At 71.8% G+C, this 26,192-nt stretch carries 24 protein-coding genes and 2 pseudogenes; 15 read left to right on the top strand and 11 right to left on the bottom strand.

Annotation, left to right across the window (positions count from 1 at the left end):
- Positions 1-41: 41 nt before the first annotated feature.
- Together IE258_RS39005 and IE258_RS39000 are read right to left on the bottom strand one after the other, a co-directional pair.
- Complete coding sequence (locus tag IE258_RS39005) at positions 42-1,187, bottom strand: hypothetical protein (RefSeq protein WP_189750539.1); 1,146 nt, start codon at positions 1,185-1,187, stop codon at positions 42-44.
- A gap of 189 nt (positions 1,188-1,376) precedes the next feature.
- On the bottom strand, positions 1,377-3,824 hold the full coding sequence (locus tag IE258_RS39000) for an MMPL family transporter (RefSeq protein ID WP_229892724.1): 2,448 nt from the start codon (positions 3,822-3,824) through the stop codon (positions 1,377-1,379).
- 393 nt (positions 3,825-4,217) lie between these two features.
- Between IE258_RS39000 and IE258_RS38995 the strand changes: the two genes are divergently transcribed.
- Complete coding sequence (locus tag IE258_RS38995; RefSeq protein ID WP_189750538.1) at positions 4,218-5,243, top strand: ornithine cyclodeaminase family protein; 1,026 nt, start codon at positions 4,218-4,220, stop codon at positions 5,241-5,243.
- 87 nt (positions 5,244-5,330) lie between these two features.
- Here the strand turns inward: IE258_RS38995 and IE258_RS38990 are convergent, their stop codons facing one another.
- From IE258_RS38990 to IE258_RS38980, 3 genes are all read right to left on the bottom strand, one after another.
- Positions 5,331-5,966: a response regulator gene (locus tag IE258_RS38990; protein WP_127892987.1), complete on the bottom strand. Its 636-nt coding sequence runs from the start codon at positions 5,964-5,966 to the stop codon at positions 5,331-5,333.
- Positions 5,966-7,186 carry a sensor histidine kinase gene (locus IE258_RS38985; protein WP_444545810.1) on the bottom strand — a complete coding sequence of 407 codons (1,221 nt, stop codon included), beginning with the start codon at positions 7,184-7,186 and terminating at the stop codon, positions 5,966-5,968. Before IE258_RS38985 ends, IE258_RS38990 begins: the two co-directional genes overlap by 1 nt.
- 68 nt (positions 7,187-7,254) lie before the next feature.
- Positions 7,255-7,917 carry a DedA family protein gene (locus IE258_RS38980; RefSeq protein ID WP_189750537.1) on the bottom strand — a complete coding sequence of 221 codons (663 nt, stop codon included), beginning with the start codon at positions 7,915-7,917 and terminating at the stop codon, positions 7,255-7,257.
- Between the two features lie 309 nt (positions 7,918-8,226).
- On the opposite strand from IE258_RS38980, the gene IE258_RS38975 reads away from it, so the two are divergent.
- From IE258_RS38975 to IE258_RS41565, 6 genes and pseudogenes are all read left to right on the top strand, one after another.
- The gene (locus IE258_RS38975; RefSeq protein ID WP_189750536.1) at positions 8,227-9,360 is read left to right on the top strand and encodes a hypothetical protein; all 1,134 of its coding nucleotides are present in this window, start codon (positions 8,227-8,229) and stop codon (positions 9,358-9,360) included.
- Positions 9,357-10,091 carry a DUF6182 family protein gene (locus IE258_RS38970; RefSeq protein WP_189750535.1) on the top strand — a complete coding sequence of 245 codons (735 nt, stop codon included), beginning with the start codon at positions 9,357-9,359 and terminating at the stop codon, positions 10,089-10,091. Before IE258_RS38975 ends, IE258_RS38970 begins: the two co-directional genes overlap by 4 nt.
- Positions 10,091-11,716, top strand: coding sequence for a GH3 family acyl-acid amido synthetase (locus IE258_RS38965; RefSeq protein ID WP_189750534.1), 1,626 nt, complete (start codon positions 10,091-10,093; stop codon positions 11,714-11,716). The genes IE258_RS38970 and IE258_RS38965 overlap by 1 nt, the downstream gene beginning before the upstream one ends.
- 31 nt (positions 11,717-11,747) lie before the next feature.
- Positions 11,748-14,087: a hydroxymethylglutaryl-coenzyme A reductase family protein gene (locus tag IE258_RS38960; protein ID WP_189750533.1), complete on the top strand. Its 2,340-nt coding sequence runs from the start codon at positions 11,748-11,750 to the stop codon at positions 14,085-14,087.
- A 1-nt stretch (position 14,088) separates the two neighbouring features.
- Positions 14,089-14,874, top strand: coding sequence for a hypothetical protein (locus tag IE258_RS38955; protein ID WP_189750532.1), 786 nt, complete (start codon positions 14,089-14,091; stop codon positions 14,872-14,874).
- A gap of 347 nt (positions 14,875-15,221) precedes the next feature.
- Positions 15,222-15,578 (top strand): annotated as a pseudogene (locus tag IE258_RS41565) (GNAT family N-acetyltransferase); the annotation flags it as partial.
- Positions 15,579-15,588: 10 nt separating this feature from the next.
- Here the strand turns inward: IE258_RS41565 and IE258_RS41845 are convergent.
- The 6 genes from IE258_RS41845 to IE258_RS38935 all read right to left on the bottom strand — a co-directional run bounded on the left by IE258_RS41845 (position 15,589) and on the right by IE258_RS38935 (position 19,502).
- Positions 15,589-15,720, bottom strand: coding sequence for a sulfurtransferase TusA family protein (locus tag IE258_RS41845; protein ID WP_268256369.1), 132 nt, complete (start codon positions 15,718-15,720; stop codon positions 15,589-15,591).
- Positions 15,717-16,013 carry an antibiotic biosynthesis monooxygenase family protein gene (locus IE258_RS38950; protein WP_189750531.1) on the bottom strand — a complete coding sequence of 99 codons (297 nt, stop codon included), beginning with the start codon at positions 16,011-16,013 and terminating at the stop codon, positions 15,717-15,719. Before IE258_RS38950 ends, IE258_RS41845 begins: the two co-directional genes overlap by 4 nt.
- A 38-nt stretch (positions 16,014-16,051) precedes the next feature.
- Positions 16,052-16,516, bottom strand: coding sequence for a cupin domain-containing protein (locus tag IE258_RS38945; protein ID WP_189750530.1), 465 nt, complete (start codon positions 16,514-16,516; stop codon positions 16,052-16,054).
- 20 nt (positions 16,517-16,536) lie between these two features.
- On the bottom strand, positions 16,537-17,916 hold the full coding sequence (locus tag IE258_RS38940; protein WP_189750529.1) for an NAD-dependent succinate-semialdehyde dehydrogenase: 1,380 nt from the start codon (positions 17,914-17,916) through the stop codon (positions 16,537-16,539).
- Between the two features lie 51 nt (positions 17,917-17,967).
- The gene (locus tag IE258_RS41840; RefSeq protein WP_268256368.1) at positions 17,968-18,099 is read right to left on the bottom strand and encodes a hypothetical protein; all 132 of its coding nucleotides are present in this window, start codon (positions 18,097-18,099) and stop codon (positions 17,968-17,970) included.
- 107 nt (positions 18,100-18,206) lie between these two features.
- The gene (locus IE258_RS38935) at positions 18,207-19,502 is read right to left on the bottom strand and encodes a CitMHS family transporter (RefSeq protein WP_189750528.1); all 1,296 of its coding nucleotides are present in this window, start codon (positions 19,500-19,502) and stop codon (positions 18,207-18,209) included.
- Positions 19,503-19,864: 362 nt separating this feature from the next.
- Between IE258_RS38935 and IE258_RS38930 the strand changes: the two genes are divergently transcribed.
- The 8 genes and pseudogenes from IE258_RS38930 to IE258_RS38895 all read left to right on the top strand — a co-directional run.
- On the top strand, positions 19,865-20,578 hold the full coding sequence (locus tag IE258_RS38930; RefSeq protein ID WP_164366953.1) for a FadR/GntR family transcriptional regulator: 714 nt from the start codon (positions 19,865-19,867) through the stop codon (positions 20,576-20,578).
- 234 nt (positions 20,579-20,812) lie between these two features.
- Positions 20,813-21,523, top strand: coding sequence for an aspartate/glutamate racemase family protein (locus IE258_RS38925; protein ID WP_189750527.1), 711 nt, complete (start codon positions 20,813-20,815; stop codon positions 21,521-21,523).
- Positions 21,520-22,356, top strand: coding sequence for a sugar phosphate isomerase/epimerase family protein (locus IE258_RS38920; protein WP_229892723.1), 837 nt, complete (start codon positions 21,520-21,522; stop codon positions 22,354-22,356). The genes IE258_RS38925 and IE258_RS38920 overlap by 4 nt, the downstream gene beginning before the upstream one ends.
- Before the next feature lie 39 nt (positions 22,357-22,395).
- Positions 22,396-23,478: an isocitrate/isopropylmalate dehydrogenase family protein gene (locus tag IE258_RS38915; protein WP_189750526.1), complete on the top strand. Its 1,083-nt coding sequence runs from the start codon at positions 22,396-22,398 to the stop codon at positions 23,476-23,478.
- Between the two features lie 82 nt (positions 23,479-23,560).
- The gene (otnK, locus tag IE258_RS38910; RefSeq protein ID WP_189750525.1) at positions 23,561-24,823 is read left to right on the top strand and encodes a 3-oxo-tetronate kinase; all 1,263 of its coding nucleotides are present in this window, start codon (positions 23,561-23,563) and stop codon (positions 24,821-24,823) included.
- Entirely contained in the window at positions 24,820-25,464 is a 645-nt protein-coding gene (gene otnC, locus IE258_RS38905) for a 3-oxo-tetronate 4-phosphate decarboxylase (RefSeq protein WP_189750524.1), read from the top strand. The genes otnK and otnC overlap by 4 nt, the downstream gene beginning before the upstream one ends.
- 51 nt (positions 25,465-25,515) lie before the next feature.
- Positions 25,516-26,013 (top strand): ribonuclease E activity regulator RraA, encoded by a 498-nt coding sequence (rraA, locus tag IE258_RS38900; protein ID WP_189750523.1) that lies wholly within the window; start codon positions 25,516-25,518, stop codon positions 26,011-26,013.
- A 3-nt stretch (positions 26,014-26,016) separates the two neighbouring features.
- A pseudogene (locus IE258_RS38895) lies at positions 26,017-26,192 on the top strand (DUF475 domain-containing protein); the annotation flags it as partial.

Genomic DNA, 26,192 nt, shown 5'->3' with positions numbered 1-26,192 from the left:
GCGGAGGGGTTCGGCGGGCGCCGGGCCCCTCCGCCGTGTTTTCAGGCGCTCGGCGCGAGGGAGGCCGCGTAGCCCTTCAGGTAGGCGTTGGGGTAGAGGAGCCCGTTGGCCCACAGGGTTCCGTCCGCCGTCGGGTACAGGGCCGTCACCTCGGAGCCGGGCGTCGCCCCCGGGGCCGCGGCCGTCTCCCAGGTGGAGCCGTTCCAGCGGGCCAGGCCGCGGTCCTTGGTGCGGTCCGCGTACAGGCCCGCCCAGACGGTTCCGTCGTGGACGGCCAGGGCCTGCACGGACATGCGGTCCTCGGACGCGTCGCCGGTGGGTGCGGGCACCGGCACGTAGGTCGTCTGCCAGTCCGTGCCGTTCCCGCGCAGCACGAACGCCCTCGGCGTGCCGCTGTCGGTGTAGATGTTGCGGTCGGTGCCGCCGATCCACACCTCGCCGTCCCGCACGGTCACCGCGTTCGCGGTCGCCGAGAGCCCCGACAGCCGGGGCAGGGCCACCTCCTGCCAGGACGCGCCGTCGTAGTGCGCGGCGTAGAGGCGGCCGCCGCCCGAACCCACCACCCAGACGTCGTGGGCGGACACGACGTGCACGGCCTTGATGTTGGTCCAGGCGTCGGGCACGCCGAGCTTGGTCAGCGTCCAGGCCGAGCCGTTCCAGTGCGCGACCGCCCCGGGCACGTCCCCGTCGCTCTCCCGGTAGTTGCCGACCGCCCACACATCGGTGCGGGAGACGGCACGGGCCGCCAGCACCTCGAAGTTCGGGAGGGTACGGTCCGTCCACCGCGAGCCGTCCCAGTGGTACTGCCCGAAGTCGCCCCACTCGCCGCGGCCGAGGGCCCACACGTCGTTCGGGGCGGTGCCGGTGAGCACGTCCGTGGAGGCACCGGCGGGGGGCAGCGGGAGGCTGCGCCAGGCACCGGCCTGCCGGGTCCACAGCGTGTGCTCGTACTCGCAGGGCAGGCAGGTGGTGGTCGTCTGTACCGTGCTGCGCGCCACGGCCGACGTCGCGTCGAAGGGGACGTACGCGCTGAGGCCGGCCGGGGCCGGCGGTGGCACGGCCTGCCATTGGGCGGCGGCGTGGCCCTGAGCCGCCGCGGTCAGGCCCGCCAGGAGGGCCAGGAGCAGCGCTGCCGCCCCGTACAGCGTCGCCCGTAACCGGTTCGTGGGTCTCTGTTCGATCCGCATGCTCACTCCGTCGAGGTCGGTTGAGCCTCCACCGTCGCCGCGGAACGGGCCGGGCGGGACGCGTTGGCAGCTAGTTGCCGGGCAGGGCGTCGCGAGCACGGCGGCGGGCACGCGAGAAAAAGAGGAAGGAGGGCCGTCTCCGTCCGGGGGTGACGGGCGACCCTCCTTCCTCGTCGGAGGGACCTGGCTCTACTGCTGGTAGTAGCCGGGTCGCGAGGCGTCGTCGCGGTACGGGCCGGGCTGCTGGTAGCCGCCCTGCTGGTAGGGATCCTGGTGGTAGGGATCCTGGTGGTCGCCCTGGTGGTACGGCTGCTGGTAGGCGCCCTGCTGGTAGTGCTGCTGCGGAGCCTGCTGGTAGCCGCCCTGCTGGTACTGCTGCTGCGGGGCCTGCTGCGCGGACGGCTGCCCGTACTGCTGGTCGGCGGCGAACCGCGCGTACTGGGGCTGCTCCTCGGCGTGGCGGTTGCCGGGCTCGGTCTGGTCCGGGAGGGGGGCCGGTCCGTCGGGGCCGCCGGAGAGCTTGCCGGGCCACCAGTTCCACTTGCCCAGCGCCGTCATCAGGGCCGGCAGCACGTAGATCCGGATGATCACGGCGTCCAGCAGGATGGCGGCCGCGAGACCGACGCCCAACTGCTTGAACTCGACCATGCTCAGGGTGCCGAAGATCGCGAAGACTCCGACCATGACGATCGCGGCGCTGGTGACCACGCCCGCGGAGCGGGTGATGCCCTCACGGACGGCGGTCCTGGTCGGGGCGCCCGCGAGGGCCGCCTCGCGGATCCGGCTGACCACGAAGACGTGGTAGTCCATCGACAGCCCGAACAGGACCACGAACAGGAACAGCGGCAGCCAGGAGACGACCGCGCCCGAGCTGTGGAAGTCGAGGAAACCCTCGGCCCAGGTGTTCTGGAAGACGGCGACCAGCACACCGAAGGAGGCCGCGGCGGAGAGCAGGTTGAGCAGGATCGCGGAGAGCGCCACGGCGATCGACCGGAAGATCATCACCATGGTGACGAAGGTCAGCAGCAGGACGAAGCCCACCACCCAGGGCATGCGCTCCTCGAGGTGCCCCGTGAAGTCGACGCCCTGCGCCACCTTGCCGCCGACCGCGCTCTCCGCGCCGGGCACGTCCGCCATCGCCTGCGGCACCCACTCGCGCAGCAGGTCCAGCGACTGGCGGGCCCCGTCGCTCTTCGGCTGGTAGGGGGTGCCGACGTCGACGGTGTGGACCCTGCGGTCCTCGGACACCTTGACGGTGGGGGTGGAGTCGTGGGCGAAGAGTTCGTCCTTCGCGGTGCGCTCCAGGAGGCCGTTCAGCGCGCTCTCCACGTCGTCGGCCCGGTCGGCGGGCGCCCGGACCGCGACCTGGTGCACGGTGCCCTTGCTGGGGAAGTGGTCGGTGAGCCGGTCCATCGCCCGCACCACGGCGATGTCCCGGGACAGGTCGTCGGAGCCCGGCTGCTTGAGCTTCATGTCGAGGGCCGGCACCGCCAGCAGCAGCAGCGCGCCGACGGACACCACCAGTGTGATGAACGGCTTGGACAGTGCCGGGCGCAGCAGCGCGGGCCACACCCGCGATTCGCCCGAGCGCATGGTGAGCCGCCACAGGAACGGCACCTTGGGCCTGTCGACCCAGCGTCCCAGCTTGGCGAGGAGGGCGGGCAGCACGGTCAGCGAGGCCAGTACGGCCACCGCCACCACGATGATCGAGCCGGTGGCCAGGGAGGCGAAGGTCGCCTCGTTCGCCAGGTAGAGGCCGGCCATGGCCACGATGACGGTGGTTCCGGACACCACGACCGTGTGCCCGGAGGTCTCCGCCGCGACCTCGATGGCGTCGACGTGGGACTTGCCCGCGCGGCGTTCCTCGCGCTCCCGCTTCAGGTAGAAGAGCGAGTAGTCCACGCCCACGGCCATGCCCATGAGCAGGATGACGTTGCTGACCGCGCTGGTCTCGGGCAGTACGTGGGAGGCGAGTGTGGACAGTCCGATGGCGGCGCCCACGCACGAGAGGGCCAGGACCACCGGCACGCCCGCCGCGATGATCGCTCCGAAGACCACGAGCAGGATCAGCAGGGTCAGCGGCAGGCTGATCAGCTCGGCCTTCTTGAAGTCCTCACCGAGCGTCTCCGACAGACCCTTGGCGGTCGAACCGGTGCCCACCTCGTCGACCCGCAGGCCCTCGTGGGCGTCCTGGACCGACGCGCTGACGTCGAGCAGCGGCTGCACACGCCGGTCGGCGTTCTCGGTGTCGCCCTTCATGGTCACGGGGACCAGCAGGGCCTTGCCGTCGGGCGCGGGGACCGGGTCGCCGACGGCCTCCACCTCGTCGAGGGCCTTCATCCGCTCGACGACGTCCGCGGCGGCCTCGCGGCCGGCCGCGGGGTCCAGCTTCCCGCCGTCCTCGGCGGTGATCAGCACGTTCTCCTCGGCCTTCTCGGGGAAGTCACCGGAGTGCACGATCTTGCCGGCTCGGCCCGACTCGCGGACCCCCGACTCCTCGTCGCTGATCGAGTTCGTACCTGCCGCACCGCCCAGAACGAGGCACGCGGCGACGAAGACGACCCACAGGCCGATGGCGGACCACGGGTGCGTGGCACTCCATCGCGCAATCCGTACCGTTGCCGGCTTCTTTCGCACCTTGCTTCCTTCCGTTGCTGCAGGTCCGGCCCTGGAAGCCGGTCGGATCTCGATGAGCAGAACGCTAGATCCACCGACAGTCGGGTGGATACGAGGTAAACCGCCGTGCTGACCGTTGCTTTCCGCAGGTTCACCGTACGGAAAACCGCAGGTGCCGCCCTGCGGGAAACCGCAGTGAGAAACCTGCGGAAAACCGTAACGCACCTTGGAATCCTTGACCATTAAAAGCCGGACGGTTACGTTCGGAGCGCGAATTGACCGGCACCCCCGAAAGGGTACGCAATAGCTTCCTGCTTGAAGTGTCGGCCGAGCGCGGATCGTAGCTCATCGAATGGCAGACGCACATTCCTTGGCAATTAGTTGCCGAGGCGCGACGACAATTGAGGGGAGAAAATGGAGACCACGGTCCTCACCCGGCAGCATGTTGCCAAACTCGTCAAGGAGAGCGGCAACGACCGCTTCATGGACCGGATGATCGTCCGGCTCCAGGAGGCCTTCACCGCTCCGGACAAAGGCGTGAGCCCCACCCGGGACGGTTTTCTGCGCGGCCCGGGGAACACGGCCATCCTCGAGTGGATGCCGCACCATGATCCGGGGCGTTCCATAACGATCAAGACGGTGGCCTACACACCGTCGAACCCCGGCACGTTCCAGCTGCCCACCATCATCGGGTCCCTCACACGCTACGACGACGTGACGGGCCGTCTGCTGGCGGTGTGCGACGGCATCCTGCCCACCGCGATCCGCACCGGAGCCGCCTCGGCGATCGCCAGCAGGCTGCTGGCCCGTCCCGACAGCCGGGTCCTCGGCCTGGTCGGCGCCGGCGCCCAGGCGGTGACCCAGGCGCACGCGCTGAGCCGGGTGTTCCCGCTGGAGCAGATCCTGGTGCACGACATCGACCCGGACCACGCGCGTTCGTTCGCGGACCGGGTGGACTTCCTGGACCTCGACATCAAGGTCGTGGAGTTGGCCGAGCTGGAGTCGGCGGCGGACATCATCTGCACCGTCACCTCCGTCGGTGTGGGCGACGGCCCGGTGCTGAGCGGCACGAACCTGCGACCGCACGTGCACATCAACGCGATCGGGGCCGACCTCATCGGCAAGTTCGAGGTCCCGGTGCCCGTCCTGAAGTCGGCGTTCGTGACGCCGGACCACCTGGCGCAGGCGCTGCGGGAGGGAGAGTGCCAGCAGTTGGAGGAGGGCGATGTCGGGCCCGACCTCATGACGCTGTGCGCCGACCCGGAGACCGCGGCGCGGCACCGGGACGGTGTCACGGTGTTCGACTCGACGGGCTTCGGGCTCGAGGACCACGTGGCCCTCGACGTGCTGCTCGAACTCGCCGAGGAGGCCGGGATCGGCGACCGCGTCCAGATCGAGCACCTGCCGGACGACGCGCTGAACCCGTACTCGTTCCAGTGACGGGGTCCGGGTGACCGGTGAGCGGTCGGGCCGGTGACGCCGACGTGCCGGGCGACGGGGACGACCCGACGCCCGGCTCGTCGCGCGTCAGGACTCCAGATACCGCAGTACGGCCAGGATCCGGCGGTTGTAGCCGGTGGCGTGCACGAGTTCGAGCTTGTCGAAGATCATGTTGAGGTTCTTCTCGACGGTGCTCATGGAGATGTGCAGTTTCTCCGAGATCGCCGCGTTGGTGTGCCCCTGCGCCAGCGTCTCCAGGACGCTGCGCTCCCGAGGGGTCAGCCGGGCCAGCGGGTCGCTGTGCGTCGTGCGGATCACCAGCTGCCGTACGACCTCCGGGTCGATGGCGGCGCCGCCCGCCTCGATCCGTTCCAGTGCGTCGAGGAACTCCTCCACCTGGGCGACCCGGTCCTTCAGCAGGTAGCCGACCCGCTCCGCGTTCGACGTGAGCAGCTGCGCCGCGTAGTTGCGCTCTATGTGCTGGGACAGGACGAGCACCCCGACGCCGGGCCACCGCTTGCGGATCTCCAGCGCCGCCCGCAGTCCCTCGTCCGTGTGGGTGGGAGGCATCCGGATGTCCACGACGACCATGTCCGGCCGCAGCTGCTCGATCTCCCGCAGGAGGGCGACGGCGTCGCCCACCGCGGCCAGGACCTCGTGACCCTCCTCGCTGAGGAGGCGGACCAGCCCTTCCCGCAGCAGGGTCGAGTCCTCGGCCAGCATTACGCGCACGGCAGCTCCGCGGTGATCGTGGTGGGGCCCCCTGAGGGGCTGTGGACGTGCAGCCGGCCGTCCAGGGCGCCGACCCGGCTGTGCAGCCCGGTCAGTCCGCTGCCCTCCGGCCTGGCGCCGCCGACGCCGTCGTCCTCGACCTGGACGAGGAGGACCGGTCCGTACTTGCGGACGCTCACCTGGATCTCCGTGGCGGCCGAGTGCTTGGCGGCATTGGTCACCGCCTCCGACACGACGAAGTACGCGGCGGTCTCCACGGAGGCGGGCAGCGGCTCGGCGAGCGCGAAGTCGGTCCGGATGGGGATGCTGCACCGCTCCGACACCCCGGCGAGCGCCTCCTGGAGCCCCAGGTTGTCCAGCGCCGTCGGATACACCCGCCAGGCCACTTCCCGCAGTTCCGTCAGGACGTCCTGTGATTCCTTGTGCGCCTGTTCCAGCAGGCTGCGCGCCTGCTCGGGCGTGCGGCCGCCGCGCCGGGCCCGCCCGAGGAGCATGGCCAGCGCGACCAGACGCTGCTGCACGCCGTCGTGCAGGTCCCGCTCGATGCGCCGGCGCTCGGTGTCGACGGCCTGGAGCACCGCCGCCCGGCTGGTGGCCAGCTCGTCGATGCGCTGCTGCATCAGCTCCCGCTCCGAGGGCCCGAAGCACTCGCGGGCCATCCGCGCGTCGAGCGCCTCCAGCGAGAACAGGCCCTGTACGTCCAGGAAGAGCAGCACCCCGCCGAGCACGACCTGGGTGACCAGCTCCCGGCCGTCGAGGGTGCCCCGGGCCAGACTCGCGACGAGCAGGCCGGCGAGGACGGCGCCGAAGCCGAGGAGGCCGAGCACCACTCCGGTGATCAGGCCGGCGTAGGTACGGGCGGCGAGGTAGCGCAGGATCTGCTGGTCGGGCACGGGACGATCGGGGAAGGAGTCCCCGAAGAAGACCGAGCGGCGCCACCGTTCGAGGGCCGTCAGCCGCCGGGCTCCGGAGGTGAGGACGACGAACGCCCGGCGCCGGGTGCGCGGCCACAGCAGGAGCGGGCCGAGCGGGACACCGGCGACGACGAAGTACAGGAGTCCCAGCACCGCCGTCAGGCAGCCCAGGAAGACGCCCGCGGCGCGCAGGGGCAGCGCCGGGGCGGGCTTCGCCTCGGGCTCGCCTCCCGGCAGCGCGGTTCCGGGCACCGTCGGGAGGGGCTGGATGGTCGTGTCCGCCGGTTCCCCCTGCACGTTCGCCGAGCCTAGTGGGGCGGCGCAGCCGGGGCAAGATCGCTCGGTCCGGGCCAGGACGGGACTGGTCACGACGGGCGGCGGTGCTGGGCGGTGCCGCGCGAGCGCAGCCGGACCACGATGTAGAAGGCCAGGGCGAGGACCACCATGACCAGGACGGCCTTGCTGATCACACCGACGTAGTCGCCGACCTTGTCCCACTGGTCGCCCAGCCAGTACCCCGACAGGACGAGCACGGCGTTCCACACCAGTGAGCCCAGGCCGGTGAGGACCAGGAAGGTCGGCAGGGGCATGCGCTCCAGGCCGGCCGGCACGGAGATCAGGCTGCGGAAGATCGGCACCATGCGGCCGAGGAAGACGGCCTTGGTGCCGTGCTTGGCGAACCACTCCTCCGTCCGCTCCAGGTCGGAGGTCTTGACCAGCGGCAGCTTCGCCCAGATCGCGTACATCCGCTCGCGGCCGACCAGTGCGCCGACCCAGTAGAGGACCGCGGCACCCACCACGGACCCGAGAGTGGTCCAGAAGAGGGCCGCGAAAAGGCTGATGACTCCCTGCCCGGCGGCGAAGCCGGTCAACGGCAGGATGATCTCGCTCGGCAGCGGCGGGAAGAGGTTCTCCAGGGCGACGGCGAGGCCGGCACCGGGCGCCCCCATGGCGTCCACCAGGTCGGCCGCCCATCCCGCGATGCCGCCCGCGGGCTCCTGTGGCAGCGCAAGGGTGATGTGGTCCATTCGAAGTCTCCAGGTATGAAGCGCACGCCGCGGGCCGGTGCCGCGATCCGTTGACCACGCTAGAAGTGCCAGCTCAGTGCCGGTATGCGGTTAGCCGTCGAACTCGTGCGGTTTCCCCCACCTCGGACCCCGCGGTTTTCCGCAGGGTCCGAGGCGGGGGCGGGCGGGGAATTGGCAGCAAGGTGCCAGCGGAACGGCATTCGTTGGACGCCCTATTTCCGGTCTGGTTAATCTCGCCCCTCGTGCCCCTCAAGTCCCCTTGGACAAGACGGACTTGGCTCCGCGCCCATCCGGACGAACGGCGTGACCATGCAGCTGCCAGTCGCTCCCGCCACCGAGCTCGTCGTGGCACCGGTGACGATCACTCCGACCAAGCCCCTCACCCCCACCCACGTCAAGGGCCTGCTGTGGACCGACGTACTCGTCAAGGCGAGCGCCCAAACCGGCGGGGTGCGGCTGGTCTGGAACAACCGCATGGCCACCGTCACCACCCAGGCGACGGCGTTCTGGCACCACCTCGAGCTGACCGAGCCGCACACCGACTGGAGCCGCGAGTCGGAGACGGCGATCGGCGAGCGGTACGTCCGCTTCCACGGCGAACACCGGACGGCCGACCGCGAGGCGGTGGGCGTGCGCCTGGCCCACGCCGACCGTGACGGCTGGATCCACCCGGCCGGGCTGCGCATGCTGCGACTGTGGCAGGCCCAGCTGGACCTGCTGGGAGTCGGCGGTCTCGGACTCACCACCGACCGTCCGCTGGCCACCACGGCCGGGGCCATGCTCGACACCCTCGCCGACCGGGGCCTGCTGCTCGACCACCGGCGCTACGGCGGCCCGGTCCACCTCGACGGTCCCCGCTGGGGCCTGCCGCTGCGCCAGTTGGTCGGCGCCGACGGCCACCCCAACTACCTGCTGCCGATCCTGCGCGAGCTGATCCCGATGATCGGCCCGCGACGGCGGTTCCTGCTCATCCACGACGACGGCATCACCGCCGACTACCTGCTCCTGGAGAGAGTCCTGGCCGAGTTCGGCGCGCGCACCGCACGTCTCTCCCTGAGCAGGGTGCCCGTGGGCGGGACGGCCCGCTCCAGCCGGTACGGCGGCTGGCGGGGCTCGACCCTCGGCGACCTGTCGGCCGTCTCCGGCTCCGCGGACCGGGCGGCCTACCGGCTGGGCATGCGGCTGTACTTCGTCGGTACCCTGCACCGGCGCTCCGCCCAACCGTTCCGGATGGGGCTGCTGCGCCGTTGCGTGGGGCGCGCGGCCCGGCTGCTCGACCGCGCGGCCGCGCGCGACGCGGACCCGAACCGGTGGAACGCCGCCGATCCGCCGGCCCGGCTCCGGGCACCGCACGGATACGTCGACCCCTACCGGCTGACGGCCTCCCTGCTCGGCCGGCCCGGGGTCCCGCCCGCGCCCGAGATCACGGCGATCTACACATGAGCACCGCACGGTCCGTGCGTCCCACCGACGCCGACGTGCTGGCCGCCGCGGCGCGGGCCAGGGTCAGGGCGGTCCGCGCGGGGCTCGCGGGCGGCGACCACCCGGCCCCGCGGGAGCTGACCGCGGTCGTCGTCGTGGAGGACATCGACCCGGCTGCGTTCGTCGCCGGCACCGCCTCGTTCGCGCTGGCGCTGGAGCCCGGCTCGCGGGCGGGCTGGTACCGCGCCTTCACCCGCACCGTCTTCCTCGCCGGGCGGCCGGGCAGCGTCGTCGGCCGCCATCCGCACCGCCGTCTCGCCCCCGGCGGCGGCCTCGCCTGGTACGGCCCGGCCACCCGCCGCGAGCTGTCCGCCCTGTCGCGGCTGCTGCGCACCTTCCAGGGCCCGTTCCCCATCGACGTGCCCCCGGGGCCGCTCGCCGTGCGGGTGCCCGGGCGGCCCTCGGGACACCGGGTGGAGATGACGGTGGCCACCGGCGGGGTCCGCAGCGACGCGTACCTGGTGCACGTCCACCACCTGGTCGCCGAGGCGGTGTTGCGCGGGCTGGTCGGGCCCGGCGACGCCGTCCGTGTGGAACACCGGGACGTGCTCGCCCCCCAGGACTTCCGTGCCGCGCTCGACCCGGGCCGCGCCACCACGGTCCAGACCCGGATCTCCCGCGACGGCACCGACCCCGACCGGCTGCGCCTGTACGGCGTACTCATCTCGAACCGCGACCGAGGAGGCCACTGATGGAGGCCGCACGCGTACAGGCGGCGCACCGCCGACTCTTGGACAGCCTGGACCGTCCCGAGGAGACCCAACGCGAGTTGCTCGCCCGGATCCTGGAGCACAACGCCGGCACCGCGTTCGGCCACGAGCACGGGTTGGCCGGCGTCCGCTCGGTCGACGAGCTGCGCCGGGCGGTGCCGATCCGCACCCACGAGGCGCTGATGCCGTGGATCGAGCGGGCGATGGACGGCGAACACCGCGTGCTGACGGCCGACGACCCGGTGGTGTACTTCTCCTCCAGCGGCAGCACGGGCCGCGAGAAGCACATCCCGGTGACCCGCACCTACATGCGGGAGACCTTCCTGCCCTTCTACCACGCCGCCTTCGCCCCGCTGCTCGGCACGCTGCCCGGCTCGGCGACCGCGCCGGACGGGGTGCTGAACCTGTGGCAGGACCCGACCGCGCCCGCGGCCCGCACCCGCAGGGGCCAGCCGCACATCGGCTCCAGCCAGGTCGACTACCGGCGATTCGGCGAGGACTCGGCCGTCGGACCGGGCAACGACGCCTCCTGGAGCCGGATTCCCGAGGCGCTCGCCTCGGCCGACCCCTGGGAGCGCGCCTACTTCAAGCTCCGGCTCGCCGCCGCGCAGGACATCCGTGTCGTCATCGGCATCAACCCCGCGATGGTCGCCGCCCTGCCCTACCAGCTGCGGACCTCGTGGCCCAGGCTGGTCGAGGACATCCGGGCCGGCACGCTCGGCGGCCGGCCGCACACCTCACCCGACCCGGAACGCGCCGACGAGATCGCGCGGTACGCCGCGACGTTCGGCACCGTGCTGCCCCAGCATCTGTGGCCGCGGCTGACCGCCGTCCTCGTCTGGAACAGCGCCCTCGCCTCCCTCTACCTCCCCCGTGTACGGGAGACCTACGGGCCCGGTGTCCAGCTCTTCGCGGCGCCCGTCGCGTCCTGCGAGGGACCGGCCGCCGTACCGGTGGACCGGCACCTCGGCGGTGCGCCGCTCTACCTGCCCGGCTGCGTCTACGAGTTCGTCCCTGCCGACGGCCCCCTGTCGGCCGACAGCGAGACCCTGCTGCCGACCGAACTGGAGGAGGGAGCCGACTACCACCTCGTGCTCAGCCACATCGGCGGGCTGTACCGGTGCGCCGTCAACGACGTGGTCCGGGTCGTCGGCCGGGTCGGGCGCACTCCGCGCGTCGCGTACGCGGGACGGAACGTCGTCCGGTCCGCCGCCGGCGAGCGGCTCTCGGAGGCCGTGGCGGTCCGCGCCCTGGGCGCCGCCTGCCAGGACACGGGGGCGGAGATCCGCAACGCCACCTGTCGCCTGGCCCCGGGCCGGCCGGCCCGCTACCAGGTCGCGGTGGCCTTCGCCGGGCCTCCGGTGGCGGACCTGGCCGGCGCCCTGGACGCGCGGCTGGCGCGGCACTGCCCCGGTTACGGGGCCGGCCGCCGGTCCGGACGGATCGCCCCCGTCGAGGTGATCACCGTCCACGAGGACGCCTTCCTGCGCGAGTGGGAGCGCGCGGTACGCGGCGGGCAGCGACCGCCCCGCGTCAAGGACCGGGTCTTCCAGCCCTCCGACGACGCCTGGGCGCGCATCACGTCCACCCGGCCGCAGGCGGTCTGATGCGGACGCCGACCCACGAGACGAGGGACCTATGAGCGACGTCATTCCGGGCCGGGGCCAGTACTCCGAGGAGGCCCGCAGGCAACGGCTGCGCTGGCTGCGCGAGCGCGGCGGCACCGCGCTCGCCTCGCTGGAGAGCACCACACTCGCGGCCCGGAACCTGGTGGGCAACGTGGAGAACTTCGTCGGCTCCGTGGAGGTGCCGGTGGGCCTCGCCGGACCGCTGCTGTTCGCCGGGGACGCGGCCCGGGACAGTGTCGTGGCCCCGCTCGCCACCACGGAGGGCGCGTTGGTGGCCTCCGCGTCCCGGGGCGCGCGGGCGCTGACCGCGTCCGGCGGCGTGGTGACGAAGGTGCTGTCGCAGCGTATGACCCGGGCACCCGTCCTGGAGTTCGAGGACCTCAACGCCGCGCACCGGTTCACGGGCTGGCTGCGGGAGCGGCGCGGCCTGCTGGAGGAGCAGGTCCGCATGGTGTCCCGGCACACCCGGCTGATCGACGTCGAGCCCTACCAGATCGGCCGCTACCTGCATCTGCGCTGCGTGTTCGAGACGGCCGACGCGGCCGGCCAGAACATGACGACGGCGGCCACCTGGCAGATCCTGCGCCGGCTGACCGAGGCCGTCGCCGACGACGCGGGCATGCGCCCGGTGAACTCGCTGCTGGAGGGCAACCTGAGCGGCGACAAGAAGACGGCCGTCACGTCCCTGCTCGCCGGGCGCGGAACCCGGGTGACGGCGGAGTGCCGGGTGCGCCGCGACGCGGTGACCGGCGTCCTGAAGACCACGCCGGAGGCCATGGTCAAGGGCCATGTGGCGACGGTCCTCGGGGCACAGCAGGCCGGGATGGTCGGCTACGGCGTGAACGCGGCGAACATCGTCGCGGCCCTGTTCCTCGCCACGGGCCAGGACGCGGCCTGCGTCCACGAGTCGGGCGCGTCGATCTTCTCGATGGAGACGGACGGTGACGATCTCGTCGCCACCCTGCTGCTGCCCAACCTGGTGGTGGGCACCGTGGGCGGCGGCACCGCGCTACCGCACCAGCGCGACCTGCTCACCCTGCTGGGTTGCGCGGGCACGGGTGGAGCGCGTCGGTTCGCGGAGATCGTGGCCGGGTTCGCCCTCGCCCTGGACGTGTCCACCATGGCGGCGGTGGTCAGCGGCCAGTTCGCGGCCGCGCACCAGCGCCTCGGCCGGGCCCGGCGCGTCGACTGGCTCCAGCCGGGCGACCTGGACGCCGCCCTGTTGCAACCCCTGCTCGCCCAGGGCACCGGCGACCCCCGACTGCACATCACCGGCGTGACCCAGGGACCCGGGCTCCGGGGTGACGGCATCACCAGTGAGCTGGGCGCACTGGCCGAGCGGCGCAAGCTGACCGGCCTGTACCCGCTGAGCGTCGGCTGGAACGCGGCCGACGGGTCCACCGGCGCCGAGCTGGTGGCCAAGGTCAAGTCGCGCGGGGACGAGATCGTCGGCGGCGTGGCGAAGCTGTTCTCGGTGTGCGGGCCGGAGCTGGACGCGGCCTGGCAACGCTGGGGCGCCGACACCGTGTTCACCGACGCCCACCGCCGTGAACTGGCGGTGTACCGGCGCGGGGAGCCCGTCCTCAAGGACTTGCTGCCGCGCTGCTACGGGCTCCTGGAGGACGAGGAGCGCGAGGCGTACGTCATCCTCATGGAACGGCTGCCCGATGACGGTGGGCCGTGGAACGCCGCCCGGACCGACCAGGCGCTGCGTGCCGTCGGCGCCGTCCACGGGCACTGGCTCGGCCGCGACCAGGAGGTCCTGGCCGAGGGCTGGCTGCACCACGTGCCCGATCCCGCGCAACTGGCGAAGGCACGGGAGTTGTGGGCAGCGCTCGTGCGCCATGCCGCGGCCGAGCTTCCCGAACTGCTCGGCGCCCACCGCCGGGACGTCCTGCTCGGCGTGGTCGAGGACGCCGAGCGCTGGACACAGGAACTGCACGCGATGCCCCGCACCCTGGTCCACAACGACTTCAACCCGCGCAACCTCGCGGTACGGGAGGGGAGGATCGTGGCGTACGACTGGGAACTCGCCACCGTCGGACCGCCTCAGCGGGACGCCGTCGAACTGCTGGCGTTCACCGCCGGCCCGCACGTCACGGCGGCCGAGGTGGACCGCTTCCTCGACGTGCACGCGCGGGCGGTGGCCTCGGTGTCGCCCCGGGCGGCACGGCTCGTCGCGGACTCCGACTGGAGGCGTGGACACCGGCTGGCGCTGCGGGAGTTCCTGATGACCCGGCTCGCGCTCTACGCGGCCGGGAGCACCCAGCGCGAGTTCGCGTTCCTGCCTCAGGTCGTGGCGACCGCGTTCCGGCTGTGGGACATCGAAGAGACCCGGGACGGTGGGTGAGATGCGCGTCGCCCTCGTCGGCATCGACGGAACCGGGAAGACGACTGTGCTCCGCCGCCTCCGCGAACGCGACGGCGTCGGGGTCGTGCACGCCGTGCGCGGGTATGAGAACCCGGACAATCCGGGTGCCGGGCTGTCCGAGGCGCTGGCCGGCGCCTCCGTGGCGGCGGACGAGGTGGGCCACGTCCAGCTCAAGGTCTGCGTCCTGTACCTCCAGCTGTGTCTGTTCGGTCCGGCGGAGGAGCACGCGGCGGCCGGCGGCCGGACCGTCCTCGCCGACCGGCACCCGCTCGTCGACCCCCTGGTCTACCTGCCCCTGTTCGCCCGCGCCCGGCACGAGGACGCGCCCGGCACCGACGTGGACGCCTGGTGGCGCAAGCAGGACCCGAGCGCCGCACGGGCGGTGCGCGACTGGCTGCGGACCCGCACCGGGGACACGGACGCCTGGGCGGCCGGCACGGAGGTGCTGCGCTGGGGCACCCTTCCCCCGGACACCCTGTCCGAGACCCTCGCCCGCCACTTCGGCGTCAGCCTCCCGGACGGCGTCCTCCTCCTCGACCTGCCCGTCTCCGAAGCCCTTCGCCGCACCGGGGAACGCCCCCGCGGTGGTGAACTCCACGAGACCGAGGCGTTCCTCGCGGCGACCCGCGAGCGCTACGACACCGTGCTGGAGCACCTCTCCCGCACCCGCCCCCACCTGACGGTACGCCGACTGCCCTGCTCGGGGCTCTCCGTGGACGAGGTGGCCGCCGAGGTACGCGGCGCCGTCGCGGCCTTGCCCACGTAGCCGGTGTCGTCACGGCCCCCGCCCGGCAGGAGGCCGAGCCCCGTACCGACCTGGACGCGTCGAACGCCCCCCACCCCCCGAACCCGCAGGTCAGGATCCCTTGCCCGCCGGTTCGAGGATGACCCGTGGGCAACAGCCCCGGCCTCGGATGTGAGACTGGGGAATGCTCGGACCTGGGTGCGGCTCACCCATCGGGCCACGACCCTGACGTTACTGCCAACGACACGGCCCGTTCGGCCCTCTCGGGGCGTCGAAGACACCGCGTCCGGAACGCTGACCGACGGTCCCTTTTCGTCCACCGCGCCCACCATTCGGCCACCGCGCTCACCAGGAAAGAAGACGGCACGATGACGAACGACGACGACCCCGCACTCGACGACCCGGTAGGTCAGTCGCTCGGCGGTCGGCACGCGCATCTCGCCCGACGTTGGCGACCTTCTCCTCCGTGTCCGTCGACCCGGACCCGGAGGACTGGGCCGACCTGGCCGGCCTACTCGGTCCCGGCGCCTTCGCCGATATGTTCGGACAGCGTGCCCGAGATGCTGGATCTCGCCGCGCGGACCGAGCCGGGGCCGTTCTGGCCCCGTACCCATGAACTCGGCACCTACCTGGGTGTCCGGGTCGACGGCACCCTGGTGGCGATGGCCGGGGAACGCCTGCGTCCTCCGGGCTGGACCGAGATCAGCGCCGTCTGCACCGCTCCCGCGGTGATCGTCACCGGTTCCGGGGGCTGCTCCTGCCGCCGCCGAAGCGGGTGCCAGGGTGGGTCCGGGCGGGCAGGTCGAGCGGTGCCGCCGGGTCGGTGGCGACGACGTGGACGACAGTGCCCGGCGGCGCGCCTCTCATGGCGCGAGGACGGAGTGCACGTGTTCGACCTGTGGCGCAGTCGCGAAGTGGGGTCCCGCGAGGGCCCGCCAGTGGGCGAAGCCTTCGGAGGCGCGGAAGGTGACGGTGTGGTGCTCGACCGTCTCCCACCGGACCGTCAGCCGGTAGCGTGAGGGGTGTTCGACGCTGCGAAGAAGGTCGACTCCGTCGCAGCCGTCGGCCGCGAGGAAGAACGGCAGGGCCTTGGCAACGGCAGCCTCGAACTCCTTCTCCTGGCCCGGGTGGATCTCGATCTGGGCGATCTCGGTGATCACGATGTGATTCCTTCCAGCTTTCTCGGGTCGTCGTGGTGTCAGCCGCGGCTTCCGGCGGCTTTGTTGTGCTCGGCGTCGACCCGCACGGTGACACCCGTTTCGACGAGGGTGCGGGTGGCGTCGACGGATGCGTAGATCCACAGGATCCGCAGGGGCTCGGTGGCCGAGGCGTTGCGGAAACGGTGAGGGGTCCCGGCGGCGACGTAAGTGGTGTCGAAGCGGGTCACATGGTGTTCGCCCCCATCGATCTCCACGATGGCGTCGCCTTCCAGGATGGTCACACTCTCCGGGCAGTTGTGGGTGTGCAGGGCTATGCCGGCACCACCTTCGAAGAGGGTCTGGCCGGTGAGGTAGACCTCGGCGCCGACGGCTCGGGTGACCAACGGGATGGTGCGGGCACCGCCGCCACGGCTGAAGGAGGTCAGCTCGGCGGGCCGCAGCACGGCGGGAGGGAAGGCGGCGAAGCAGGGCTCGTCGGGAGGGCAGTTCACCATGTTCTCCATGTGGATACGAGAAAGGGCGTTCAGGCTGTCGGTGCGGCCGGGCCTATCCAGACCGTCTTGGTGTTGACGAATTCGCGGATGCCCTCGGCGCCCAGTTCACGGCCGTAGCCGGACCTCTTGATGCCGCCGAAGGGCAGACGCGGGTCGGAGACGACCATGCCGTTGATGAAGACGGCCCCGGCGTCGAGAACCCGGGCGAGTCGCCGGGCCCGGCCCAGGTCGCTCGTCCACAGGGCGGCGCCGAGACCGTATTCGGTCTGGTTGGCCAGGGTTCCGGCCTCGTCGGCGGATGCGACGCGCGTGATGGCGGCGACGGGGCCGAAGGTTTCCTCGTCGAAGGCAGCCATGCCGGGCCGGACGTGGTCCAGGACGGTGGGCGGGTAGTAGCATCCCGGGCCGTCGGGGACCTTCCCGCCAAGGACGAGGACAGCACCGGCGTCGACGGTGCGCCGCACCTGGTCGTGCAGGGTGTCGCGAAGGTGGGCGCGCGCCATGGGGCCGATCGCGGTGTCCGGATCGGTCGGGTCACCCACCTTGAGGGCCGCTGCGGCGGAGGCGAATGCCGCCGCGAACCTGTCGGCCACGGCTGCCTCGACGATGAACCGCTTGGCGTTGACACAGGACTGGCCGACGTTGGCACAGCGGGCCTTGACTGCGGTGGCGGCGGCCTGCTCGATGTCGGCGTCGGCAAGGACGATGAACGGGTCGGAGCCGCCGAGTTCGAGGACCTGCTTCTTCAGCACGGCCGCGGCCTGGGAGGCGACGATCGCACCGACCTCGGTTGAACCGGTGAGGGTGACCGCCGCCACACGCGGGTCGGAGATGAGGCCGGCGACCTGGTCGACCTCGATCAGAAGCGTCCGGCACAAGTCCGCGGAGGCACCGGCCTTGCGGACGATCTCCTCGACGGCGAGGGCACACTGCGGCACGTTGTTGGCGTGCTTGAGCAGAGTGCCGTTGCCCGCTGCCAGAGCCGGAGCGGCGAACCGGAAGAACTGCCAGAAGGGATAGTTCCACGGCATCACGGCGAGGACCACGCCCAGTGGGTCGTAGACGACGGCGCTCTCGGCGGCGTTGGAGGCCACCGGTCGGTCAGCGAGCTGGGCCGGGGCGTGCTCGGCGTAGTACTCGCAGGTCATCGCGCACTTCTCGATCTCCGCGCGCGCTTCCGTGATCGGCTTGCCCATCTCCGCGGTGATCAGCGCCGCGTAGGTGTCCCGGCCCTCGCGCAGGACGCGTGCCACCTCCCGCAGCAGGGGGGTGCGGTCGCTGATGTCCCGTCGGCGCCAGGCGGCCTGGGCGTCGGCCACCTTGTCGAGGATGCCGTCGACCTCCTGAGATGACTGTGGGGTGAAGCGGGCGAGCTCGACGTCTGTGGTCGGGTTGGTGGAAACGATCATCAGAAGGCTCCTCCGGTGTGTTCGATCGTGCGGCAGATCTCGGCGGCGAAGTCAGTCGTGCCGATGTTTCGCGGGTGCGGGTGGCGGGTCGAGCACGGTGTCGACCGCGCCGGTGATCGGAGTGGTGGCCTGCTGCACTCCGTCGTCGCCGTCACGCCGGTCGCGCCAGTCCAGCAGCGTCACGGCGCACATGATCAGGGGTGGGGGTTGGCGATGCCCTGACCTGTGTCAGTCGTACGGCCCGCCGGGCATGAGGAAGGGGAGGAGGACCTCCTGTGTACCGCGCGGGCTCAGGTGACGCTGATGGCTCCGGTGAGGACGGCGAAGGCGATGTAGGCGACGGAGACGAGGATGCCCCAGCGCAGGGCGTGCTTCTGGAAGTCGCCGAGTTCGGCCTTGATCAGGCCGAGGAGGACCCACAGGGGCGCGCTGGTGGGGCCCATCATGTGGAGGATCTGGCCGATGGCGCCGGCGCGGGCGATCTCGTTGGCGGGGATGCCGTAGTGGGCGGCGGACTCGGCGAGGACGGGGACGACCCCGAACCAGTAGCCGTCGTTGGACATGAAGAAGCCGAGCGGCAGGGCGAGGATCGCTGTGAACAAGGGGATGACGTTGCCCCAGCCCCCGGGGACGATCGAGAGGGCCGCGTCGGCCATGGCCTTGATCATGCCGGAGTCGGTCATGATGCCGGTGAAGACGCCGGCGGCCAGGACGAGGATCATCACCGGGACCGCGTTCGCGGCCTGGCGCTTGATGAGGTCCTGCTGGTCGCCGATGGAGCGGATGTTGACGAGCAGTGCGATGACGAAGGCGACCATGAAGAGCACCAGGAGGTCGGCGACCTCGGCGATGAGCAGCACCATGAGCAGCAGGGTGAGGGCGGCGTTGAACCACATGCGCCAGTCGGCCTTGACCGGCTCGAACGCCTCACCGGAGGCGATCTCCAGCTTGTAGGCGGCGAGCTTCTCACCGTCGAGCTTGCTGCGTTCGCGCAGGCCGAGCCAGTAGGCGACGGCGATGATGGCCAGGCTGGTGAGGGCCATGGGGCCGATCATGTGGACGAAGTACTCGGTGGCGCTCAGGTGCAGGACGCTGATGCCGCGGGTGGCCGCGCCGCCCCAGGGGGTGGTGCCGGAGATGGTGCCCAGCGCCATGGCCGCCAGGGTCGCGAGGATCAGGGGGTTGATGCCGAGGCGGCGGTAGATGGGCAGGAACGCCGAGCACACGATCATGTAGCTGGTGGTGCCGTCACCGTCCAGGGCGACCAGGAGGGAGAGTACGGCGGTGCCGACCACGATCCGGACCGGGTCGCCCTTGGAGGCGCGGACGATGACCTGGACGATCGGCTCGAAGAGCTTGCACTCCATCATCAGGCCGAAGTAGAGGACGGCGAACAGCAGCAGCGCCGCGGTGGGCGCGACGGTGTCCAGGCCGTTAATGATCATGTCGCCGAGCTTGGCGCCCTTGCCCGCGACGAGGGCGGCGGCGATCGGGGTGAGCATGATGGCGGTGAACGCGGAGAGGTGTTTCCGCATCACGAGCAGCATGAAGCTGCCCAGAGTGGCGAAGCCGAGGACGGCGAGCATCGTTGCTCCTTGGGACAGGACAGCGGGCCGCCGGTCGGGCGGCGGCGCGGGACGGCGCGTGGGGTCAGTGCGTGTCGGTTCGGGGGACGACCGGCAGCGCACGCGTGGCCGTACTCGGCTCGTGCGTCGGGTCGGTCATGGTACGTGCGGCTCCTGTACGGCGGCTCGGCGGGCGCACGGTCGCGGCGGGCGAAGACCCGGTGAGGACGTCAGGAGTGCGCCTGGCATGGCTGGGACCACCGGAACCACCGGGTCGGGAAGACAGGGCGACTCGACGGCCACTTCCGGACAACCGGTTTACCGGATTGCCGGTAGGTAACTAGAATCCGGCCATCGCGTCAATACCTGAAGTGAGGAAATCGATGGCCGAACTCGCCAGAATCACGGTCGAGCCGCGTGAGCCGCTGGCCGCCGAGGTCTCCCGCCGCCTGATCGACTACCTGATGTCCGGCGAGGTCCAGCCCGGCGACCGCATCCCCTCCGAGCGGCAGCTCACCGAGATGCTCGGGGTGAACCGGCCCACCGTGCGCGAGGCCATCAAGTCGCTCGGCTTCCTCGGCCTGCTGGAGATCCGGCAGTCCAGCGGGACGTACTTCCGCGGCACCGACTCCGACGTGCTCTACCGCCTGTTCGAGCTGGGACTGGTCCTGGGCGAGCGGGGCGCCCGCGACATGGTGCAGGCCCGCGCCGAACTTGAGGTGATCGTCGCAGGCCTGGCCGCACAGGCACGCGACGACGCGGGGGTCGAGCTGCTGCGGGCCCGGCTGACGGCGATGCGGGAGTGCCCGGACGACGAGTTCCCCGAAGCGGACACCGCCTTCCACGCCGCCCTCGGCGAACTGGCCGGCAACACCGTGCTGCGCGACATGCTCAAGGGCATGCGCGCGATGATCCAGCGCGGCTGGGTGGAACGGACCGGCGCGGTACGTTCCCGCGAGGTCGCCTACGACGACCACGTGCCGATCTTCGATGCAGTCGTGGCGGGCGACGCCGAAGCGGCCCGAACCGCGATGGCCCGACACATGAGCGGTGCGTCCCGGCGCCTCATGGAGGCCCTCGAGAAGCGCGAGGCGTAGCCCGGCCGACGGGTCGCCGGGGGGCCGCCGGCGACCCGTCCGACACATCATGAGCACAACCGGTTGACCGGTTGACCGGTTCGATCTACAGTGACGGCACGGCACCGCGACACAGGCTGCCGTCCCCCATCTCGGGCCTGTTCCGCTGCGTTACGGGACGTTCCCACACCGAGCGAAGAGGCCCGTGGTCGGGACCCTTGTCGGTCCCCGCCTACCGGAAGAGGTAAGAACCCGGTGATCGAACCCCACCCCCTGGTCGCCATGATCCATGCCGTGCCCGCCGCGCACCGCATCGCCCATGAGGCGTTCGCACGGGAGTTTCCGCAGGCCACGGTCTGGAACGTGCTGGACGACCGGCTGCTGGACGACGCCCGTGAGGCAGGCGGACTCACCGACGCGCTGCGCCGGCGCATGCTCCGCCTGATCGGGCACGTGATGGACGGCGGCGCCCAGGGGCTGCTGCTGACCTGCTCCTCCTACGGGGAGGTGGTGGACACCGCCCGGGCCCTGTGGACCGTGCCCGTGCTGAAGTCGGACGAGTCGATGTTCAAGGCCGCTCTGGCCGGGCCGTACCGCCGCATCGCCGTCGTGGCGTCCACGCCGCCCGCCGTACCGGCCGCCGTCGCCCAACTCGAGGCGCTCGTCCCCGCCGTCCGCCCGGATCGTCCGGTCGACATCGTCACCGCTCTGAGCGAGGACGCCGTCGGCGCGGCCGACCCGGAGTCCGTCGCCCGCCACCTGGCGGACGCCCTCCGCGCGGCCGGGGGCACCGACGTCGAAGCGGTGCTGCTGGCGCAGTACTCGCTCACCCCCGCACGCGACGCCCTCGCCGCCCTGCTGGGTGTGCCGGTGTTGGACGGTGCCGGTGCCGCCGCCCGTGAACTGCGCGGATTTCTCTCGCCCGACGGGACGCCGACCGCCCGGACCCCGGCGGTCGCGCCGTGACCGCCGCCCTGCCCTGGCCGCTCGCCTACACCGTCTCCGGCGACGACTGCGTCTCCCCCATGCCGCTCGGCCACACGGCACCTCTCGCCGAGGCCGTCCGCGATCTCGCCGAACTCGGCTACGACGGGGTGGAGGTCCAAGTACGCGAGGTCGGTGCCCAGGACGCCGAAGCCCTGACACGGACCGTCGAGACCGCCGGACTGAAAGTCCTGGGCATCGGCACCGGGCCGGTCGCGGCCCAGGACCGGCTGACGCTGACCGACCCGTCGGCCGACGTTCGCCGCCACGCCCTGTTCCGCCTGCTGGGCGCGGCCCGTCTCGCCGGCGAGCTGGGGGTCCCGGTCTCCCTCGGACAGACCCGCGGCACCTTCCTGCCCGGGCTGGAGGACATGCAGCGGCTGTGGGCGGAACGCGCCGTGGCGCAACTGGCCGAAGAAGCGGCCGCTCGTGGCAGCCGCCTCCTGCTGGAACCGCAGTCGCGTGCCAACACCTCGCTGTGGCACACCCCGGAGGAAGCCGTCGCCGTCATCGACTCGCTCGACGCTCCGGCCGGCCTGGTGCTGGACACCCACCACCTCGACGCCGAGGGCGTGGACGCGGTCCGGGCCGTCACCGACCACACCGGCGTCACCGGCTGCCTCCAACTCGCCGCCGCCTCGACCCGGGGGCCCCTGACGGTCGGCGATCCCCGGCTCCCCGCACTGATCTCCGCGCTGCGCACCGGCGGCTTCACCGGTTGGCTGACGCTGGAGCACACCCAGGAAGGCGACAGCACCAAGGCGGCCGCCCGTTCCTGGACCGCGCTCACCGACGCCGTGTCCGCACTGTCCTGACCCCGCTCCCCCACCATTGTTCTGAGAGGAACCCGCACCATGAGCAGCAAGACCTACCGCCTCGGCGTCCTCGAGGGCGACGGCATCGGCCCCGAGATCGTCCCGTCCTCCGTCGAGATCGCCACCGCCGCCGCCGAGGCCGCCGGCGTGTCCGTGGACTGGGTGACCCTGCCGCTGGGCGCCGCCGCGATCGAGAGCCACGGCACCCCGGTCCCCGAGGAGACCAAGGACGCCCTCGCCGGCCTCGACGGCTGGTACCTCGGCCCGCACGACTCGGTCTCCTACCCGGAGCCGCACAAGTCCGCGCTCAATCCCTCGGGCACCCTGCGCAAGCACTTCCAGCTCTTCGCCAACATCCGCCCCGCCAAGTCCTTCCCCGGCGCCAAGGCCGTCTGCGACAACGCCGACCTGGTCATCGTCCGGGAGAACACCGAGGGCTTCTACGCCGACCGCAACACCTACGCGGGTACCGGCGAGTTCATGCCCACCCCGGACACCGCGATCATGCTGGGCATCATCACCCGCGAGGCCACCGAGCGCGTCGCCCGTGTCGCCTTCGACCTGGCCCGCTCGCGCCGGAAGAAGCTCACCATCGTCCACAAGGCCAACGTCCTCAAGCTCACCACCGGCCTGTTCCGCACCGTGTGCCAGGAAGTCGCCAAGGACTACCCGGACGTCGCCGTGGACGACTTCCACATCGACGCCATGACCGTCCACCTGGTGCGCCGCGCCCAGGACTTCGACGTCATCGTCACCGAGAACATGTTCGGCGACATCCTCTCCGACCTGGCCGGCGAGATCTCCGGCTCCCTCGGTACCGCGCCGTCCATCAACTCCTCCGCCACCACCGCCATGGCCCAGGCGTCCCACGGCTCCGCCCCGGACATCGCCGGGCAGAACGTCGCCAACCCGGTCGCCATGATCCTCTCGGGCGCCATGCTCTTCGAGTGGCTCGGCGCCAAGCACGGCGACGAGAGGCTCGCCACCGTCGCGAAGGTGATCGAGAAGGGCGTGGCCGACGCGATCGCCGCCGGCACCTCCACCCGCGACCTCGGCGGCTCCGCCTCGACCACCGAGTTCACCGCCACCGTCATCAAGGCCATCGGCACCGGCCAGAACTGACCCGTCCCGCTGCGGGGCGGGTGACTCCACCGCCCGCCCCGACCCCCGGCTCCGCCCGCGCGCACGAAGAGAGACCACGACCATGACCCTGCGCATCGGCTGCATAGCCGACGACTTCACCGGCGGCACCGACGTCGCCGCGGCCTTCCGGCGTGCGGGCCTGCGCACCGCCCTGGTCTTCGGTACTCCGGAGGACACCACCGCGCTGCCCGCGGACTGCGACGCCGCGGTCGTCGCCCTCAAGTCCCGCTCCACGCCCGCCGACGAGGCCGTCGCCGACTCCCTCGCCGCGCAGCGCTGGCTGTGGTCCAAGGGCGCGGCCCAGGTGTACTTCAAGTACTGCTCCACCTTCGACTCCACCCCGCAGGGCAACATCGGCCCGGTCACCGACGCCCTGATGGACGCCGCCGGCGCAGGCGTCACCCTGCACTGCCCGGCCTCCCCGCCCAACGGCCGCACGGTCTACCAGGGCCACCTGTTCGTCCACCACCAGTTGCTCTCCGACTCGCCGCTGCGCCACCACCCCCTCAACCCCATGACGGACTCCGCGCTGGTGCGCCTGCTGTCCGCCCAGTCCCCTCACCAGGTGGCCCTGATCGGCCTGCCCACCGTCCGCCGAGGGGTCGAGGCCGTCCGTGACGCCGTCGTGGCCCACCAGCAGTCCGGCGTCCGGCACGTCATCGCGGACGCCCTCACCGACGAGGACCTCGCCGTACTGGGGGCCGCCGCGCTCGAACTGCCGGTCGTCGCCGGGGCCGCCGGCCTCGCCGAAGGGCTCGGACACGCCTACCCGGCCGCCGGTCAGGCCACCGCCGAACCCTGGCCGAGCGACGGGCGGGCGGCCGTCCTCGCGGGCAGTTGCTCGGCCCGCACTCTGGAACAGATAGCCCAGTTCTACGCCGCCGGCCTGCCTTCCCTCCACCTCGACGTCCTCGCCTCCGCCTCCGGCCGCGACGTCACCGGCGAAGCCCTGGCCTGGTACGACGGGCAGGACCCCGATCTGCCCGTCCTGATATACGCCTCCGCGTCACCGGAGGAACTGGCGGCTGTGCAGGCCCAGTTGGGTGTCGACGAGGCGGCCGCGCAGGTCGAGGAACTGCTCGGCACCCTCGCCACCCACCTGGTCGAACGCGGCGTACGCCGTCTCCTGGTGGCTGGAGGGGAGACATCGGGCGCCGTCACCACCGCCCTCGGCGTCCGCGCCGTCCTCGTCGGCGAGGAGGCCGACCCTGGTGTGCCGTGGACCTACGCCACCACCGGGAGCGGCGACCTCGCCCTCATGCTGAAGTCCGGCAACTTCGGCGCCCCCGACCTGTTCACCCGTGCCCTCACGGAGCCCAAGTGACCGTCTACGCCGACGAGTCGGCCGCCCGGACGCTCATCGTCCGTACCGCCCGCTCGCTCTTCACCCGCGGTCTGACACACGGCTCGACCGGCAACCTGTCCGTCCGCCTGGCCGACGGCACCCTGCTCCTCACCCCCACCGGGTCCAGCCTCGGCACCGTCGAGGAAGCCGAGCTGTCCCGCACCGACCTGCACGGCAAGCACCTGGACGGCCCCCGACCCACGAAGGAGGCGTTCCTGCACGCCGCCTTCTACCGGGCCCGCCCCGGCGCCCGGGCAGTCGTCCACCTGCACTCCACCCACGCCGCCGCCGTATCCTGCCTCGACGACGTGAACCCGGCCGACGCCCTGCCTCCGCTCACCGCCTACTACGCCATGCGCGTCGGGACCCTCCCTCTGCTCCCCTATCACGCCCCCGGCGACAACAGCCTGGAACCGCTCGCCGAACGGACGGCCCGCACCCACCACGCCCTCCTCCTCGCCAACCACGGTCCGGTCATCGCCGGCGCGTCGATGGAGCAGGCCGCCGACGCGATCGAGGAGCTGGAGGAGACCGCCAAGCTGCACCTCCTCCTGCGAGGACACGCCACTCGCCCCCTCACCCCCGAGCAGGCTGCCGCGCTCGCGCCCCCATCCCCCTGACGGCCGGATGACGAGCGGGCGCGGCAGCCCCGAACGAAGAGGAGCATCACCATGTCCGAGACGGTCACCGCCGTCCCCACCGCCGACCTCGTCGACCAGTACGGCACCGACCTGCGCGTCTGCGACCTGCAGTTCCGCCAGTTCGGCGCCCACCGGGACTTCGCCGGCCGGGTCCGGACCGTCTCCTGCCACGAGGACAACGGCCTCCTGCGCGACCTGCTGCGCACACCCGGCGACGGCGCCGTGCTGGTCGTCGACGGCGGCGGTTCCCTGCGCACCGCCCTGGTCGGCGACCTCATCGCCGGTGCCGCCCAGGACAACGGCTGGGCGGGCCTGGTCCTGCACGGCGCCGTCCGCGACAGCGCGGCTTTGGCCGGTCTCCGGCTCGGCATCAAGGCGCTGGGCACCATCCCCCGCAAGAGCGCCAAGGACTCCGTCGGAGCCATCGACGTGCCCGTCACCATCGGCGGAGTCACCTTCCGCCCCGGCGACATCCTGCACGCCGACGACGACGGCATCGCCCTCCTCCCCGAAGGCACGGTGAACTGACCGGTGATCCTGAAGACCTTCGGGTGGTCGTTCGCGGTCACCGCGCTCGGCCTGGTGGCCGCGGTCTTCTACGGGGGGTGGGCCGCCTTCGGCATCGTCGCGATCCTCTCGATCATGGAGATCTCGCTGTCCTTCGACAACGCGGTGGTCAACGCCGGGATCCTGAAGAAGATGAATGC

The organism is Streptomyces tendae (genome assembly GCF_014650435.1).
Classification (GTDB): Bacteria; Actinomycetota; Actinomycetes; order Streptomycetales; family Streptomycetaceae; genus Streptomyces; species Streptomyces tendae.
This window is presented reverse-complemented; position numbering and strand designations above follow the sequence as displayed.

What these genes read in the sequence shown, in the direction of transcription:
- IE258_RS39005 (WP_189750539.1), bottom strand. Translation starts at nt 1,187, where the DNA reads ATGCGGATCGAACAGAGACCCACGAACCGGTTACGGGCGACGCTGTAC.
- IE258_RS38995 (WP_189750538.1), top strand. Translation starts at nt 4,218, where the DNA reads ATGGAGACCACGGTCCTCACCCGGCAGCATGTTGCCAAACTCGTCAAG.
- IE258_RS38990 (WP_127892987.1), bottom strand. Translation starts at nt 5,966, where the DNA reads ATGCTGGCCGAGGACTCGACCCTGCTGCGGGAAGGGCTGGTCCGCCTC.
- IE258_RS38980 (WP_189750537.1), bottom strand. Translation starts at nt 7,917, where the DNA reads ATGGACCACATCACCCTTGCGCTGCCACAGGAGCCCGCGGGCGGCATC.
- IE258_RS38975 (WP_189750536.1), top strand. Translation starts at nt 8,227, where the DNA reads ATGCAGCTGCCAGTCGCTCCCGCCACCGAGCTCGTCGTGGCACCGGTG.
- IE258_RS38970 (WP_189750535.1), top strand. Translation starts at nt 9,357, where the DNA reads ATGAGCACCGCACGGTCCGTGCGTCCCACCGACGCCGACGTGCTGGCC.
- IE258_RS38965 (WP_189750534.1), top strand. Translation starts at nt 10,091, where the DNA reads ATGGAGGCCGCACGCGTACAGGCGGCGCACCGCCGACTCTTGGACAGC.
- IE258_RS38960 (WP_189750533.1), top strand. Translation starts at nt 11,748, where the DNA reads ATGAGCGACGTCATTCCGGGCCGGGGCCAGTACTCCGAGGAGGCCCGC.
- IE258_RS38955 (WP_189750532.1), top strand. Translation starts at nt 14,089, where the DNA reads ATGCGCGTCGCCCTCGTCGGCATCGACGGAACCGGGAAGACGACTGTG.
- IE258_RS41845 (WP_268256369.1), bottom strand. Translation starts at nt 15,720, where the DNA reads ATGAGAGGCGCGCCGCCGGGCACTGTCGTCCACGTCGTCGCCACCGAC.
- IE258_RS38945 (WP_189750530.1), bottom strand. Translation starts at nt 16,516, where the DNA reads ATGGAGAACATGGTGAACTGCCCTCCCGACGAGCCCTGCTTCGCCGCC.
- IE258_RS38940 (WP_189750529.1), bottom strand. Translation starts at nt 17,916, where the DNA reads ATGATCGTTTCCACCAACCCGACCACAGACGTCGAGCTCGCCCGCTTC.
- IE258_RS38935 (WP_189750528.1), bottom strand. Translation starts at nt 19,502, where the DNA reads ATGCTCGCCGTCCTCGGCTTCGCCACTCTGGGCAGCTTCATGCTGCTC.
- IE258_RS38930 (WP_164366953.1), top strand. Translation starts at nt 19,865, where the DNA reads ATGGCCGAACTCGCCAGAATCACGGTCGAGCCGCGTGAGCCGCTGGCC.
- IE258_RS38915 (WP_189750526.1), top strand. Translation starts at nt 22,396, where the DNA reads ATGAGCAGCAAGACCTACCGCCTCGGCGTCCTCGAGGGCGACGGCATC.
- otnK (WP_189750525.1), top strand. Translation starts at nt 23,561, where the DNA reads ATGACCCTGCGCATCGGCTGCATAGCCGACGACTTCACCGGCGGCACC.
- rraA (WP_189750523.1), top strand. Translation starts at nt 25,516, where the DNA reads ATGTCCGAGACGGTCACCGCCGTCCCCACCGCCGACCTCGTCGACCAG.